The following is a 16,006-nucleotide window of genomic DNA, read 5'->3' as shown; positions in this document are numbered from 1 at the left end:
CCGTCCGCCTCGGAGTTCAGGCCCGCTCCCCCACCAGTTCGGCCAGGACGAAGTGCTCGCGATGCAACTCCGGGTCCGCCTGAACGATGACCGGTGCTTCGAACGCCCCCTGCAGGCCGTCGAGCACCGCCGACTCGGTGCCGCGCAGACCCTCCAGGACCTCGGGGTGGACCCGCACCGCCAACTGACGGACCCCGGCCCTGGCCCGGGCCAGGCAGCTCCGCCGCAACTCCAGACAGATCGTGGCAACCGACTTGATCCGGCCCGCCCCCTGACAGTAGGGGCAGTCCCTGGTCAGCAACGTCTCCAGATTCGCGTGGCTGCGCCGCCGGGTCAGCTGGACCAGGCCGAACTCCGAGATGTCGAGCACCCTGTGTCTGGCGCGGTCTCGCTTCAGCTCCGTTTCAAGGCGGACGAACACCCGCTCGCGGTGGTCCTCGCGCTCCATGTCGATCAGATCGATCACCAGGATGCCGGACAGGTCGCGCAGCCGGATTTGGCGCACCGCCTCCACGACCGCCTCCAGGTTCGTCCTGAGAATCGTCTCTTCGAAGTCCGCGGAGCCCACGTCCCGGCCGGTGTTCACGTCGATCGCGACCAGCGCCTCGGTCTGGTTGATCACCAGGTAGCCGCCGGACGGAAGCGGTGCGCGGTCGCGCAACGCGGCTTCTACCTGGTCGTCGATCCGGTAGCGCTCGAACAGGCCTCTCCGGGTCCGCTCGACGCGGTCGACGAGCTCCGGCTGCACCCGCTCGAGGTACTCCGCGATTCGCCGGTAGGCGTCGGCTCCGTCGACCAGCAGCGCCCCGAAATCGACCGAGAACAGGTCGCGGATCACACGAAGGTCCAGCTCGTCCTCCCGCTGGAGCAGGGCCGGCGCGGGCACGGCCGCCGCCCGCTCCTCGAGCCGCCGCCAGACCGCCAGGAGCGCCGCGTAGTCCGCCCGGATCTGTTCCTCGGCCGCGCCGGTCGCCGCGGTCCGCACGATGCACCCAAGCGCGGGGCTGTCGTCGTCGCATACGGCCGATGCCAGTCGCTTCAGGCGATCCCGTTCTTCGTCGTCGACGATGCGCTTCGAGACGCCGACACGGTCCGCGGTCGGCGTCAGCACCAGGTAGCGGCCGGGCAGCGTGATCTGGGTGGTGATCCGCGCTCCCTTGCCCGCGAGTCCATCCTTGGTGACCTGAACGATCAGGTCCTGGCCGCGACGCGGCAAACAGTCCTCGATCCACAGGTAGCCGTCACGAGCGAGTCCCAGGTCGACGAACGCCGCTCTCATGCCGGGGAGCACGCGGCGCACCCGGCCCTTGTACAGGTTCCCGACCTGACCGCGGCGCCCGCGGCGCTCGATCAGCAGTTCCGCCAACCGGCCGGACTCGACGACGGCGACCCGCGTCTGGAGCGGATCGCTCTCCACCAGAAGCTCTGTGTCCATACGACGTGGAAGACCGACTTGTCCGCAGCGGGTACCGGACTGATCAGACGTTGACGAACCGCCGCAGGTCGAGGCCGATCATCAGCCCCGTGGCCGCGCAGCAGAAGAGCATGAAGGAACCGCCGTAGCTCAGGAAGGGCAGCGGTATGCCCGTGATCGGCAGCAATCCGACCACCATCGCCGTATTGTAGAGAACGTAGCCGGTGAGAAAGGCCAGAAGGCCGACCACCAGCAGCAGACCTGCCGGATCCCGGGCCGACAGCGCGATGCGGACACCGTTACCCAGGTAGAGGAGGAACAGCGCCATGACGAGCGTGACGCCGGCGAATCCGTATTCCTCGGCCAGCACCGCGAACACGAAGTCCGTGTGCGGCGTCGGCAGGAAGCGCAGGTTCGACTGCGTCCCTTCGCCATAGCCCTTGCCCAGGGCCTGCCCCGATCCGACCGCGATCCGGCTCTGACGCACCTGGTAACCCGATCCCAGGGGATCCGCCTGGGGCTGCATATAACTCAGGACACGCGTCTTCTGGTAGTCCGGCAGAGCGAACACCCACAGGGCGGCCACGAGCGCCAAAGCCGCGCCGAACGCGACGAGCGCCGAACGCAGACTGACGCCGGTGACGACCGCCATCGCGGCGAGCGCGGGCACGAACATCAGGGCGCCCCCCATGTCGGGCTGGCGCGCGATCAGGAGCACCGGAAGCGCACAGATGGCTGCCGTGACCCACAGGCCGCCGCGGGGAGGAACGGGAGCCTGGGATTCCGCCAGCCGCCGCGCCAGCAGCAGAACCGTCGCGATCTTGCAGAAATCCGACGGCTGGCCGCCGAGACCGCCGATCCCGATCCAACTGCGCGCACCACCGGCTTCGTGGCCGAAGAACGTCACTGCCGCCAGCACCAACACGGCCACGACGTAGATCCAGATGGCGTACCGAAGCAGGACGTTGTAGTCGACGAGGGCGGCTACGAGCATGACCACCACGCCCAGAGCGATCCACAGCGACTGGCGCGAGACGTAGTCGGCCGGCAGTTCGGCCGAGGCGCTCGAGATCACCACCAGACCCACCGTCGACAGGGCCAGCGCCGCGCCGGCGAGTTGCCACGAGACGGCCCGCAGCCGCCGGACCTGGAGCCAGGGATCAGGTCTGGGGAGAAGCACCGAAGTAGCTCTCGTGCATCCGCCTGGCCAGGGGCGCCGCGACCTCGGAACCCCGGCCTCCGTGTTCCACGAACACGACGACGACCAGTTCCGGCGCAGCGACCGGAGCGTAGGACGTGAACCAGGCGTGGTCCCCGTGCTCGAACGGCAGGTCCTCGGATCGCGTCCAGGTCTCCTGAGCGATGACCTGCGCGGTGCCGGTCTTCCCCGCGACCGTCACGACCGGGTTCCTGGCGCTGCGGCCGGTGCCCGCCTCCACGACATTGGCCAGCGCGTCCGCGACGAAGGCCACGACCTCGTCATCGAGGCCGATCGGCTCCGGCCGCCGCGCTCCACCCGCCAACACGAAGGGCCGCACCAGAAAGCCCCCGTTCGCGACCGCCGCCGTCATCACCGCCACCTGAAGCGGTGTGGTCAGCAGCGGTCCCTGGCCGATCGCCACCGAAATCGTTTCACCGGGATACCAGGGCAGCCCCCGGCTCGTCAGGCTCCACTCGGAATCGGGCACCAGTCCTTCCCGCTCGCCGGGCAACTCGATACCCGTCGGCTCACCGAGCCCCAACCGGCGGGCGTAGCGGGCGATCGTCTCGATCCCTATCTTCATGCCCTGCCGGTAGAAATAGATGTCGCAGGAGTTCTGAAGGGCGCCGCGAAGATTCAGGCGACCGTGACCTCTCGATTGCCAGCAGCGCCAGCGGCGGTCGTAGATCCGTGTCGCGCCCCCGCACCAGATCCGTTCCTCCGCATCGATCAGGCCCTCCGCCAGACCCGCCACCGCCATGACGATTTTGAACACCGATCCCGGCGGGTAGGTGTTCTGGATGGCCCGATTCTGCAGAGGTCTGTTCGGCGCGCCGACGATCCGCTCCCAATCCTCCTGGTTGAGCCGACCGGCGAAGCCGTTCGGATCGAAGGAAGGCGAGGAGGCCATGGCCCGCACCGCGCCGTCCCTGGGATCGAGAGCCACGATCGCGCCGACCTTGTCCACCAGCAGGCTTTGCGCTTCCTGCTGTAGTCGGAGGTCGACGGTCAGCTGGACGGACTCGCCGGCCACCGCGTCGAGCCGGTCGACATCCTCGTCGGACACCAACCGACCCCGGCTGTCGACGACCACCGTGCGTTCGCCCGCCGTGCCGCGCAGTGCGCGGTCCCGCAGGCGTTCCACGCCGCTGCGGCCGATCATGTCGGCCGCGACCAGGGTGGGATCCCGATCCTGCTCGGCCGCCGTGGGTTCGCTGAGATACCCGAGGAGATGCGCGGTCTGGTCGCTGTACCGGTAGAGGCGGCGCCTCGAAGCGGAGACCTCGAACTCCGGATGCTCCAGGACCGACACCTCGAAGCGTGCGACCTGGTTCAGTTCCAGTTCCTCAGCCAGCAGCACGGGGACGTCCGAACCGACGCCGCGGTAGCGCTCGAGCGAACGCTCCAGCTCCCTGCTGTCGTCGTGGCCGAGAATGTCGGCCGCAAACGCCAGGCTCGCCTCCAGATCGGCGCTCCGGTTCCGCACGATCAACAGGCGGAAAGTCGGTGTGTTCTCAACCAGGACTTGACCGGAGTGGTCGTAGATCAACCCGCGAGGCGCGTCCAGCCGCAGGATCCGCAGGCGGTTGTTCTCCGCCAGCCGGCCGTAGTGCTCCCCGCGAACGACCTGGTAGTACCAGTACGAACCGAGAACGACGGCGAAACCGACCGCCAGAGACCCGACGAGCCACCTCAGGCGGGTCGCCATCAGCAGCAGCACGCGATCCGCACTGTGTTCGTGGCCAGGGCTTTCCAGGTTCACCGTTGCCTCCGGGCTACTTCGAACGAAGTCGTCTCGCTGCCAGTGTACGCCGCCTGAGGGCCCACTCTCGCAGTCGCCGGGCCAGCCACAGGTACGCCAGGCCCACCGCGCTCGTCAGGAGAGCCCGTGAGAGGACGACGAGCAAGTCGGGGTCGACGTCGGCAATGTCGAGAACGGTGAGCAGGCCGATCACCAGAACCTGATGCACCATCACGCCCGCCGCGATCAGGAGTCCCGCCACGATGCGCTGGTTCGTCAGGATCCGCTGCGACGCTCTCGCGACCGCGTAGCCGACGACACAGCAGGCCAGGCTGTGCAGACCGAAGAGCGAGGCCGTGAGAGTGTCCTGGACCAGACCGGCCGCGAGACCGCCGGTCAGACCGTGAAGCGAATTCCCCCTGAGGCTTGTGAGGACGACCAGCAGCACGAACAGTTCAACGACATTCGCCGCGGCCGGCACCACTTCACCCAGCAGGACCTCGACGAGAGCGACCGCCGCCAGAGCACCGGCGAACCTACCGGCTGACGCCATCCCCGCCGTCCATGTACACCTCGGGCACCGGGTCGTGGCGCCAGATGTACGCATGCGTGAGCGATCCCAGATCGACGCTCGGAACCACCTTGATGGCGTGGAACAGGTCGCCGTCGGACTCGACCGAAGTGATCGTGCCGATCGGGATGCCGCGCGGGAAGACGCCGTCGATGCCCGCGGTGACCACGAGGTCCCCGGGGCGCACGTCGACCTGCAGCGGCAGGAATACGAGCGAGAGCACGCCGGGATCCTCCCTCGTACCGCGGACGATGCCCTGGCGACGCGTACGCTCGACCATGGCGCCGACCGAGGAGTCCCGGTCCGTGACCAGCAGCACCCGGGCATAGCCACCGCCGGCCGAGACGACCCGTCCCAGCAGGCCCTCAGCCGTCGTCACGGTTTTCCGCGACCAGTCCTCCCGCCTGGCGCCAGCCGGGAGGCGCAGGATCGCGGTCCGCCTGAAGGAGTGGTGATCGACGTAAGCGACATCCGCCAACAGGAGATCCGCATCCGCGGGCGGCTCGTAGCGCAGTTGCTTCGAGACCAGGTCGCTCTCCAGACGGGCGCCCACGCTGGCTGCGTAGGCCGCCTCGAGTTCGCGGACGCGCGCCCGCAACTCCACGTTCTGGCGCTCCATCTCGGCCCGGGCAACCCGACCCCGGCGGACGCGGTCCACGGTCTCGGCAACGGCGGCGACGAACTGCTTGACCGGGCCCTCGACCCAGAGCGCCAGGTCCCCCGCCCTCTGCGGCTCCTGAGCCGTGAGCAACGCCAGCAGGAAGACCACGACGCCGCCGAACACGATCGCGACCCGGCGCTCGCTCATCCAGGAAGACCTTAGCTCTTCGTGCCTAGGAGCCTGCGCTAGCGAACGGAGACCCTTCGCAGCAGATCGATGTCCCGCAGTGCCCGGCCGGTGCCGAGAACGACGGACGCAAGCGGATCCTCGGCGGCGAAGACCGGCAGTCCCGTCGCCTCGCGCAGGCGCTGGTCGAGAGCGTGGAGCAGAGCTCCGCCGCCGGACAGCACGATGCCCTTGTCCATCACGTCGGCTGAAAGCTCAGGCGGCATCCGTTCGAGGGCCTGAAGCACCGAATTGACGATCGCGGACACCGGCTCGGCCAGCGCTTCGCGGATCTCTCCGTCGGAGACCTTCAGACTGCGCGGCACGCCCTTCACGAGGTCGCGCCCCGTGATGTTCATGTGCATCTTCTTCTGGAGGGGAAACGCGGAGCCGATCTCGACCTTGATTCCCTCTGCCGTCCGCTCGCCGATCAGGAGATTGTGCTCCTTCTTCAGGTGCTGGGCGATCGCGTCGTCCATCGCGTTGCCCGCCACCCGCAACGACCGGCTGTACACCGTCCCGGCGAGCGAGATGACGGCGACATCGGTCGTGCCGCCTCCGATGTCCACGATCATGTTGCCGGTCGGTTCGGTGATCGGCAGACCGGCGCCGATCGCGGCCATCATGGCCTGCTCGACCAGGAAGACCTCCGAGGCGCCGGCGCTCATGGCCGACTCCCGCACCGCGCGCTTCTCCACGGGAGTGATCTCGGACGGCACGCCGATCACGATCCGCGGGCGGGCGAAACGCCAGCCGTGATGGGCCTTGCGAATGAAGTACTTGAGCATCTGCTCGGTCATCTCGAAGTCGGCGATCACGCCGTCCTTCATCGGCCGCACGAGCACCAGGATCCCGGGCGTGCGGCCCAGCATCTCCTTGGCCTCGGCGCCGACCGCCTCGATGCGGTTGCTCTGGTTGTTCACGACCACGACCGACGGCTCGCGCACGACGATGCCGTTCGCCTGGGTGAACACGAGCGTGTTCGCGGTCCCCAGGTCGATTGCCAGATCGCTGGAGAACCAATGCAGGAAGCGCATCGGGGCGAACCTTATCCTGTTACCATCGTCACCGCTTGCGCACGCGGCAGTGGAGCCACCGCCATGCTGAACGTCATCCGAAAGAACATCAAGAGCTTCTACCCGCTGGCGATCGGACTCGCCGGAGTGTTCGTCCTGCTGGTCTTCACGGACTTTCAGGCGCTCGACGGCACCCAGATCAACCAGGTCGCAGCCAAGGTCGGCCGGGAGGACATCACCTTCAGCGAGTTCGAGCGCGCCTACCGGAACGCCGAGAACCGCTACCGGGAGATCTACGGCGACGCGTACACGGCGGACCTCGCCGATCAACTGCAGTTGCCCGTGCAGACGCTCGAAGCCCTGATCAACGACCGCCTCCTCACCCGGGAGGCCGAACGGCTGGGACTGACGGTCAGCGACGACGAGCTGCAGGAGGAGATCCTCTCGATACCCGCCCTGACCGACGCCGCCGGCAACTTCGTCGGCGCCCGCCAGTACCAGGATGCCCTGCGCAGGGCCCGCTACACGGTGGACGAGTTCGAGGCCGAGCTGCGTACGTCCCTCCTGGTGGGCAAGCTGCAGGCGGCCCTGACCGAGGTCGCCCACGTCTCCGACGCCGAAGTCGAACGGCGGGCTCGCGACGCCGCCGAGCGGGCGGCCATCCGCTACATCCAGGTTCCCGCCAGCCGCTATGGGGCGGATGCCGAACCTTCCGCCGAGGAGGCCGCCGCCTTCTTCGACGAGAACAGGGACGACTTCCGGCTGCCGGAGCGCAGACGGGTCGGCTACCTCCTGGTCAACACGAACACGGTCCGGGCCGAACTCGAAGTGACGGACGAAGAGGTCCGGCGGTACTACGACGACAACACGGCGCAGTTCGAAGTGCCGGAACAGGTGAGGGCCAGCCACATCCTCCTGCTCGAGACCGCGAGTCGCAGCGGCGAGCAGGCCCGCGCGGAGTTGAACGACCTGCGCCGGCGCATCGAGGCGGGCGAGGACTTCGCCGCGCTGGCCGCCGAACACTCGGACGACGAGGCGAACAGGGAGAACGGCGGCGACCTCGGTTACTTCGGCCGGGGCGCGATGACAGCGGCTTTCGAGGACGCGGCCTTCGGTGCCGCCAGCGGCGAGCTGGTCGGTCCGATCGAGAACCAGCTCGGACCCCGCACCGGACACCACCTGATCCTGGTTCACGACCGCAGGGAAGGTGGGCGGCAGACCCTGGAGGAGGTGAGCAACCTGATCCGCGTCCAGCTCCTGGCCACCAGGGCGGAGGAGGAGGGCCGGAGCCGCATCGACGCTCTCGCCGGGAGGCTGGCGGACCAGCCCTTCGAGGGCGAAACGGAGGCCCGTGAACTGGCCGCCGCCGAGGGTCTCAGCTTCGAGGTCACCGAGCCGTTCGCCGAGGCCGACGCCGTTCCCGGCGTCGGCCGCAACTTCAACTTCTCCTCGGAGGCGTTCGGCCTGGAATCCGGCGCGTGGTCGCAGCCGGTCCGGATCGCGGCCGGTTGGGCTCTCCTCTCGCTATTGGAGGCCCTGCCACCGCGCGATGCCGAGTTCGCGGAGGTCGAGGTCGACGTACGCGACGCGCTGCGCCGTCAGAAGGAGGACGAACTGCTGACCGCCGCGCTCACCGAGACGAAGCAGCGGCTGGACGGGGGACTGAGCCTGGACGACGCGGCGAACGAGTTCGACGCGACGGTGGAGGAGAGCGGCAGCTTCGGCCTGCGGCAGCCGATCGGAGCCCTGGGCGCCGCGCCCGACCTCTCCCGGGAGGTCTTCGGTCTCTCCGCGGGCCAGTTCGGCGGCCCGGTCGACACGCCGTTCGGCGGCGTGCTGTTCGAGGTCACGGAACGGCAGTCCTTCGACCCGCTGCAGTTCGATCCGGCGTCGACCCGGAACGAGCTCCTGGCCGAACGCACCTTGAGCATGCTGCAATCCGTGCTCGGACGCCTGCGAGAAGAGCTCGGCGTCAGCTACACGAAGGACTTCATCGAGAACTTCGGTCTCGGAGAGACCGAGGCGGCCGGAACCTGACCGCCGCACGGCCCGCGACTCCCGCTTGATCGGCTACCTGCGCGGGCGTCGTCAGTCCCTGGGTCCCGAACTCCTGGTGCTCGACGTGGGCGGCGTCGGGTACTCCGTACGCATCCCCCTCTCGACCTGGTTCGAGCTGGACAAGCTGGAAGCCGACGCCGAGTTCGGTCTCCACATCCACACCCACGTGCGCGCCGACGCGATCGAATTGTTCGGCTTCTGGACCGAGGCGGAGCGCACCCTGTTCGAACACTGCCTCGGCGTCAGCGGTGTCGGACCCCGGCTGGCCCAGGTCGTTCTCTCCGGCGGTTCGACCGCCGACCTGCTGACGGCCATCGCCGGCGGCAACGTCGCCGCCCTGACCCGGATCCCGGGGATCGGCCGCAAGACCGCCGAGCGAATGGTCCTGGAACTGAAGGAAAAGGCGAAGCTGCTGCTAGCCGAGTCCGGCGCCGAGCCGCCGCCGGCCGAGACGGAACCGGAACTGGAGGACGACCAGGAGCAGGTCATCAGCGCCCTGCTCAACCTCGGCTACCGCCCGAACGAAGCCCGTCGGGCTGTGTCCCGCGTCCTCACCGAGCACCGCGACGTCGAGTTCCAGGAACTCCTCCGCCAGAGCCTGCGCCAGCTCTCCCGGCTCTGAACGCCTCGGACGCGCCGGACGCACCCGCCCGTCCTGGGTCCGGAGGGGTCGGCTCCCAGGGTGACGTGAGCGCTCGATTGGAGATGGGAGGGGGTGGCGCTCACTCCGCTTCACTCGCTCCGGTTGGGCGTCGGTTCATGTGCTGTCGGTGGCCGTCGCTCGTTCAGAGGCACCTGGGAGCTGACCCCTCCAGCCCCGACCGGGCTGGACGTCGTTGCCGTGAGGCGAGGGCACCGACCTGCAAAGCCCGCAGCGGTCTCATGTGATCCGCATGTAGAGAAATCCGCCCCACCGGGACCGATCTCTGGGTGCGCGGACCTTCTGGTCCGCATCCGCCGCAGGCGGAATCCGCGTCGGCGGACGCTGTGTCTGTTTCAGAACAGGGTGCCCCGGACTTGCAGGTCCAGGTGCTCGTAGGCTCGCTTGGTGGCTACGCGGCCGCGGCGGGTGCGCTGGAGGAATCCCTTCTGAACCAGGTACGGCTCGTAGAAGTCCTCGATCGTCCCCTCGTCTTCACCGACCGACGCCGCGAGTGCCTTCAGGCCCGCCGGGCCGCCCCCGTACTGTTCGATCAGCAGTTTCATGATCCTGCGGTCGATCTTGTCCAGGCCCTGCTCGTCGACCTCCTGCTGAAGGAGAGCCTCGTTTGCGGTGTCGCGGTCGATCCGACCGTCGGCTTCGATCTGCGCGTAGTCCCGCACCCGGCGCAGCAGCCGGTTCGCGATCCTTGGCGTGCCGCGGCTGCGCCGTGCGATCTCGTCGGCGCCGCCGAGATCGACGGGCACCTCGAGCAGCTCGGCCGAGCGCTGGATGATCACGCTGAGGACGTCTGGACCGTAGAAGTCGAGCCGGTGGACGATGCCGAACCTCCCTTGCAGCGGCGGCGTGATCAGGCCGGCGCGGGTCGTGGCCCCAACCAGCGTGAAGCGGGGCAGATCGATACGTACCGTCCTGGCCATCGGTCCGGAGCCGATCACCAGATCGAGTTGGAAGTCCTCCAGCGCCGGGTAGAGGATCTCCTCGACGGTGGGACCGAGACGGTGGATCTCGTCGATGAAGAGGACATCTCCGGGTTCGAGGTTGGTCAGGATTGCCGCCAGGTCGCCCGCCCGCTCCAGGACCGGACCGGACGTGGATCGCAGCGCCGAACCCATCTCCCTCGCGATGATGTGCGCGAGGGTCGTCTTGCCCAGCCCGGGAGGCCCGAACAGCAGCACATGGTCCAGAGCTTCGCCGCGCCGGCGCGCGGCCTGCATGTAGATGTCGAGCAGCTCGACGATCTTCTCCTGGCCCAGATACTCGCTCAGCCGCTGAGGCCGAAGCGACGGTTCGAGACGGCGATCCTCCGCGTCCCCGACGGCTGAGAGAACGCTCTCTTCACCGTCGGTGGCGCCGGTCCCGGCCATGGTCGAATGCTATCGCGGCCCCTGCACACTCAGCCCGCGCGGATTCCGCCTACGGCGGATGCGGACCACAGGGTCGCACCCAGAGAGCGGCCCTGGTGAGGCGGGCTTCTGTACGTGCGGATCACATGTCACAGCTGCGGGCGTTGCAGGTCGATGCCTCGCCTCACGGCAACGACGTCCAGCCCGGTCGGGTCCGGAGGGGTCGGCTCCCAGGTGCCTCTGAACGAGCGACGGCCAACGACAGCACAGGCACCGACGCCCAACCGGAGCGAGTGAAGCGGAGTGAGCGCCATCCCCTCACATCTCCTCTCAAGCGCTCACGTCACCCTGGGAGCTGACCCCTCCGGACCCAAGGGCGGGTGCGTCCGACGACTCGCTTCGGCGAACTCACGCCATAGCGCCCGCTCGCGTTGGCGTGTACGCTAATGCGCCTTTCGCGCCCTACCGACGACGTGACTCCACCTCCGACGCATCATGAAGGTCCTCAAGTTCGGCGGCTCCTCCGTGGCCGATGCAGGCCGGCTGCAGGTCGCGGCCCGCATCGTGCGGCGGCGGCTCGAGGGCTCGGCCGCGAACGGCGCGGTGGTGGTGTCCGCCCTGGGCGGGGTCACCGACCGGCTGCTCGGGCTTGCCTCGGCCTGGCTCGAGGGCCGCGATCGGGCTGAGGCGGCGCGCGAGGCGGAGGCGCTTCGCGTCCATCATCTGGACATCGCGGCCGAGGTGGCGGCCGACGACGAACGGCCGGCGGTCGCGGCCAGGGTCGAAGCCCTGTGCGACGACCTTGCATCGGCACTGAGCGACTGCGAGGCGAGCGGTGCTGGCGAGGGCCGATCGGACAACGCCCTGATCGACCGGGTCGTCTGCCACGGGGAACTCCTGTCGACCCAGCTCCTGGCCGCGGCGCTGCGCGCCGAGGGGCTGCCCGCCGAGGCCTGCGACGCACGTCCCATGGTCTTGACCGATCGCTCGTTCCAGGGGGCGACGGTCGATCTGGAACCGACTCTCCGGGCGATCGCCTCCCACTTCGCCGCACTGGGGCGCGACGCCCCGCTGCAGGTGATCACCGGTTTCCTGGGAAGTAGTCCGGAGGGTGAGACGACGACCCTGGGACGCAGCGGCTCCGACCTCACCGCTGCCCTCGTTGGCGCCGCGCTCGAGGCCGAGCGGATCGAGATCTGGACCGACGTTCCAGGCGTGATGACGGCCGACCCCCGGCGCGTGGAGGACGCGTTGCCGATCCCGCGGCTGAGCTACGAGGAGATGCTCGAACTCTCCCACTTCGGCGCCAGGGTCGTCTATCCGCCGACCGTGACGCCGGCGCGGCGCCGTGGCATTCCTCTGCTCGTCCGCAACACCCTCGATCCCGAGCATCCCGGCACGCTGATCGACGACGACGGACTCGCCAGGGAAAGGGCCCGGGGAACCGCGGTCACCGGCATCTCCTCGATCGACGACGTCCACCTGATGCTCCTGGTCGGCGATAACCTGGTCGGCACCCCGGGAGTCGCCGCGCGGCTGTTCGACGCCCTGGCGGCGAGCGGCGCCAGCGCGATCCTGATCTCCCAGGCCTCGAGCGAGCACTCGATCTGCTTCGCGGTCGAGCCCGGCGTCTCCGAAGCGGCCACGAAGGCGGTAGACGCCGAGTTCCAGGCGGAGATCGCGGCCGGATCGGTGCGGCCCATCAGGGTCGAGCGGGACCAGTCGATCGTTGCCGTGGTCGGCGACGGCATGCGGGATCGGCCCGGCATTGCCGGACGCGTGTTCGGCATCCTGGGCCGGCGCGGCGTGAATGTGAGGGCCGTGGCCCAGGGGTCGTCCGAACGGAACATCTCGATGGTCGTGGCCAGGGCCGACGAGGGCCGGGCGGTCCGCTGGATCCACCGGGAGTTCTTCCACCGGGCCGCTTCGGGACGGCTCGCGGTCTACGTCCTCGGTGTCGGCGGGGTCGGCTCGGCGCTCCTGCGGCAACTGGCGGCCGAGCGCGAGTCCCTCTCCCGACAGGGGATCGACCTGCAGTTGCGGGGCCTGGCCAGCTCTCGCTACATGCACCTTCAGACCCGCCGCGGCAGGAGCCTCGACGCCGGCGCCGCGAGCGATCCCGAAGGTTGGCGGTCCGTGCTCGAGCGCAGCGGCGAAGCAGCCGACCTGAACCGCCTGCTCGACCACCTCGCCGAGACGGCGGCCGGCGGCGGCCGCACGGTGCTGGTCGACGTGACCGCCAGCGGCTCCATGGCCGCCGTCTACCACGGCGCGCTGTCCGCCGGCGCCGCGGTCGCCAGCGCGAACAAGCTGCCCTTCGCGGGCCCGATCACCGACTTTCGCGCCTTCCGGCCGAACGGAGCGCAGAACGTCTTCCACGAGGCGACCGTCGGCGCGGGCCTGCCGGTGCTCCACACCGCGGACATGCTGCTCGGCGCGGGCGACCGCATCGACACGGTATCCGGCGTGTTCTCGGGCACACTCGCCTATCTGACCGGCAAGCTGGGCGCCGGTGAGGTGTGGAGCGAAGCGGTCCGCGAGGCGCACCGCCTGGGCTACACGGAACCGGATCCGCGAGACGATCTCGGCGGCCTGGACGTCGCCCGAAAGCTGCTCATCCTGGCGCGGCTCTGCGGCTGCGATCTCGATCTGGACGACATCCAGGTCGAACCCATGCTCGACCGGCCCGAGCTGGCCGACCTGCCGCTCGACGCCTGGTGGGAACGGCTGGCAGTAGCCGACGGCGAGATGAAGCACCGTTTCGCCGACGCCGCGTCGGCTGGGCTGGAGCTCGCCTACCTGGCCGAACTCGACCTGTCCGGCGAAGCGGCCACCGCCCGGGTCGGACTGCGAGCCGTACCGGCCGACCACCCGGTGGCGGGCATGCCGGCTTCGGACAACATGTTCGTGTTCCGCAGCCAGCGCTACCGGGAACGCCCCCTGGTCGTCCAGGGTCCGGGCGCCGGCACCGACCTGACCGCGGGCGGTGTCTTCGCTGACATACTCCGGGCCTGGGCCGAGAGGGGCTCCGCCCCATGAGCGCTCCCTCCTCCGGCGGCCCGCGGCAATCTGGGAGCCCGTCATGAGTCCTTTTGGCCTGAACCCGAGTCGACCCCTGCGCGCGGCGGTCCTGGGCGCGACCGGCACGGTGGGCCAGCGGTTCGTCACCCTGCTCGCCGGACACCCGTGGTTCGAGATCGTGGCCCTGGCGGCTTCCGAGCGCTCGGCCGGGAAGAGCTATCGCGACGCCGTGACCTGGATCCAGACCCAGCCGGTCGACGAACGGATCGCCGCGATGACCGTGCAGACCTGCGACGAGCTCGACGGCGGCGACTTCGACCTGGTCTTCTCCGCCCTGGACTCCAGCGTGGCCCGGCAAGTCGAACCCGTCTTCGCCAGGCGCTGCCTCGTGGTCACGAACGCGAGCGCCCACCGCATGGACGAGGACGTCCCGCTGCTGGTGCCCGAGGTCAACCCGGACCACCTGGACCTGCTGGCGCCGCCCACGGATGGCGCCCTGCTCCCGAGCGGCATCGTCGCCAACCCCAACTGCTCGACGATCGGCCTGGTGCTGGCGCTCAAGCCGCTGCACGACGCGTTCGGCATCGACCGCCTCTCGGTGGTCACGCTGCAGGCCGTCTCAGGTGCCGGACTGCCCGGAATCTCGAGCTACGAGATGATTGACAACGTGATTCCCTGGATTGCCAGCGAGGAGGAGAAACTGGAGATCGAGACCGGGAAGATCCTCGGTCGTGTCGACGGAGGCGCGATCGATCCAGCCCGGATCGTGGTCTCGGCCCAGTGCAACCGCGTACCCGTCGTCGACGGCCACACGCTCTGCATCTCGGTCAGCCTGAAGAGCGAGCCCGAACCGGACGAGGTGCGGGAGGCATGGCACGGTTTCCGCGGTGAACCGCAGGAGCTCGGCCTGCCCTCGGCGCCGGAACTGCCTACGGTCTATCTTGGCGATGACGAGCCGCCCCAAACGCGGATTCACCGCGACCTGGGGCGGGGCATGACGGTCCCGATCGGCCGGTTGCGCGAGTGCCCCGTGCTCGACTTCCGGTTCGTCGCCCTGTCGCACAACACGTTGCGGGGCGCCGCCGGCGGCGCCGTGCTGGCCGCGGAACTCGCGGTCGCCCGATGCGCCCGGCAAACCGGCGGATGAGCCGTTCGGTGAGGGCGTTCGCCCCGGCGTCGGTCTCGAACATCGCCTGCGGCTTCGACATCCTGGGCTTCGCCCTGCAGTCGGAGGCCGACGGCTCCCCGTCCGGACCGGGTGACGTGGTCACAGCGACGGAGGGGGTCCGGGACGGCGGCGCCGGAGCTTGCGGTCCGGTCAGGATCACGGCGATCACCGGCGACGACGGCCGGCTGCCACACGAGACGAGCAGGAACACCGCGGCGGTAGCGGCCCAGGCGCTGCTCCAGGCGGAGGCTCCGGATGCCGCCGTCGACCTGGAGATCGAGAAACGCATGCCGCTCGAGAGCGGCCTCGGCTCGAGTGCCGCCAGCGCCGTGGCGGCAGTCGTCGCGGTCGATGCCCTGCTGGGACTCGACCTGCCGCCGGCGGCTCTGCTGCGCTACGCGCTCGCCGGAGAGATCCTGGCGAGCGGCGGCGCCCACGCGGACAACCTGGCTCCGGCGTTGTTCGGAGGCCTGGTCCTGGTCCGTTCGCTCAAGCCGGAGCCGGACGTCGTCGAGTTACCGGTGCCCGAGGGTCTCACCTGCGCCCTCGCGCGGCCCCACACCCATGTGAACACCCGGGAGTCACGGTCGAGACTCGACCGCCATCTGCCGCTCGAGCGCGCGGTGACCCAGTGGGGCAACGCCGCGGCTCTGGTGGCGTCCCTCTACCGCAGCGACCTGGAGCTCCTTTCCCGATCCCTGGTCGACGTGGTCGCCGAGCCCGTGCGGGGGCCGAACGTACCCGGCTTCTACGAGGCCAAGCAGGCGGCCACGGAGTCCGGAGCTCTCGGCTGCAGCCTTTCGGGCAGCGGTCCCGCCGTGTTCGCCTTCTGCGACGGCGCTGGCCGCGCCAGAGCGGTCGCCGCGGCGATGGCGTCCGCCCTCGAGCACGCCCTGGGAGTCGACTGCGACCGGCTCGTGTCGCCGCTGCCGGCCCCGGGCGCACGCGTGATCGAAGGCGACGGCGACACGGACGGAGCCTGA

12 protein-coding genes are annotated in these 16,006 nt (G+C 69.3%); 5 read left to right on the top strand and 7 right to left on the bottom strand.

All coding sequences use genetic code 11. The features are described 5' to 3' along the window. Positions 1 to 16: 16 nt before the first annotated feature. From OXG83_16395 to OXG83_16370, 6 genes are read right to left on the bottom strand one after another with little or no spacing between them, the layout of a single operon-like run. Positions 17 to 1,435 (bottom strand): Rne/Rng family ribonuclease, encoded by a 1,419-nt coding sequence (locus OXG83_16395; GenBank protein MCY3966607.1) that lies wholly within the window; start codon positions 1,433 to 1,435, stop codon positions 17 to 19. Positions 1,436 to 1,478: 43 nt separating this feature from the next. Next, positions 1,479 to 2,594: a rod shape-determining protein RodA gene (gene rodA, locus OXG83_16390; protein MCY3966606.1), complete on the bottom strand. Its 1,116-nt coding sequence runs from the start codon at positions 2,592 to 2,594 to the stop codon at positions 1,479 to 1,481. Then, the gene (gene mrdA, locus OXG83_16385) at positions 2,575 to 4,377 is read right to left on the bottom strand and encodes a penicillin-binding protein 2 (protein ID MCY3966605.1); all 1,803 of its coding nucleotides are present in this window, start codon (positions 4,375 to 4,377) and stop codon (positions 2,575 to 2,577) included. Before mrdA ends, rodA begins: the two co-directional genes overlap by 20 nt. A gap of 13 nt (positions 4,378 to 4,390) precedes the next feature. Beyond that, positions 4,391 to 4,909 (bottom strand): rod shape-determining protein MreD, encoded by a 519-nt coding sequence (gene mreD / locus OXG83_16380; protein ID MCY3966604.1) that lies wholly within the window; start codon positions 4,907 to 4,909, stop codon positions 4,391 to 4,393. Next, a complete protein-coding gene (locus OXG83_16375) occupies positions 4,893 to 5,735 on the bottom strand; it encodes a rod shape-determining protein MreC (protein MCY3966603.1) in 843 nt (280 codons plus the stop codon). The genes mreD and OXG83_16375 overlap by 17 nt, the downstream gene beginning before the upstream one ends. 38 nt (positions 5,736 to 5,773) lie before the next feature. Beyond that, the gene (locus OXG83_16370; GenBank protein MCY3966602.1) at positions 5,774 to 6,790 is read right to left on the bottom strand and encodes a rod shape-determining protein; all 1,017 of its coding nucleotides are present in this window, start codon (positions 6,788 to 6,790) and stop codon (positions 5,774 to 5,776) included. A gap of 63 nt (positions 6,791 to 6,853) precedes the next feature. Here OXG83_16370 and OXG83_16365 point away from each other — a divergent pair, with 63 nt between their 5' ends. Both OXG83_16365 and ruvA read left to right on the top strand, forming a co-directional pair. After that, positions 6,854 to 8,806, top strand: coding sequence for a SurA N-terminal domain-containing protein (locus tag OXG83_16365; protein MCY3966601.1), 1,953 nt, complete (start codon positions 6,854 to 6,856; stop codon positions 8,804 to 8,806). Positions 8,807 to 8,831: 25 nt separating this feature from the next. Further along, positions 8,832 to 9,449 (top strand): Holliday junction branch migration protein RuvA, encoded by a 618-nt coding sequence (gene ruvA, locus OXG83_16360; protein MCY3966600.1) that lies wholly within the window; start codon positions 8,832 to 8,834, stop codon positions 9,447 to 9,449. A 374-nt stretch (positions 9,450 to 9,823) separates the two neighbouring features. Here the strand turns inward: ruvA and ruvB are convergent, their stop codons facing one another. After that, entirely contained in the window at positions 9,824 to 10,855 is a 1,032-nt protein-coding gene (ruvB, locus tag OXG83_16355) for a Holliday junction branch migration DNA helicase RuvB (protein ID MCY3966599.1), read from the bottom strand. 474 nt (positions 10,856 to 11,329) lie between these two features. Between ruvB and thrA the strand changes: the two genes are divergently transcribed. The 3 genes from thrA to OXG83_16340 are packed head-to-tail and all read left to right on the top strand — an operon-like array spanning position 11,330 to position 16,006. Then, entirely contained in the window at positions 11,330 to 13,873 is a 2,544-nt protein-coding gene (thrA, locus tag OXG83_16350) for a bifunctional aspartate kinase/homoserine dehydrogenase I (GenBank protein MCY3966598.1), read from the top strand. Positions 13,874 to 13,916: 43 nt separating this feature from the next. Further along, positions 13,917 to 15,002 carry an aspartate-semialdehyde dehydrogenase gene (gene asd / locus OXG83_16345; GenBank protein MCY3966597.1) on the top strand — a complete coding sequence of 362 codons (1,086 nt, stop codon included), beginning with the start codon at positions 13,917 to 13,919 and terminating at the stop codon, positions 15,000 to 15,002. Positions 15,003 to 15,010: 8 nt separating this feature from the next. After that, positions 15,011 to 16,006 carry a homoserine kinase gene (locus OXG83_16340; GenBank protein MCY3966596.1) on the top strand — a complete coding sequence of 332 codons (996 nt, stop codon included), beginning with the start codon at positions 15,011 to 15,013 and terminating at the stop codon, positions 16,004 to 16,006.

The sequence above is a fragment of the Acidobacteriota bacterium genome (genome assembly GCA_026707545.1).
Lineage (GTDB): Bacteria > Acidobacteriota > Thermoanaerobaculia > Multivoradales > Multivoraceae > Multivorans.
Note: the sequence above shows the minus strand (reverse complement) of the source record. Positions and strands in the feature narration are given on the sequence as shown.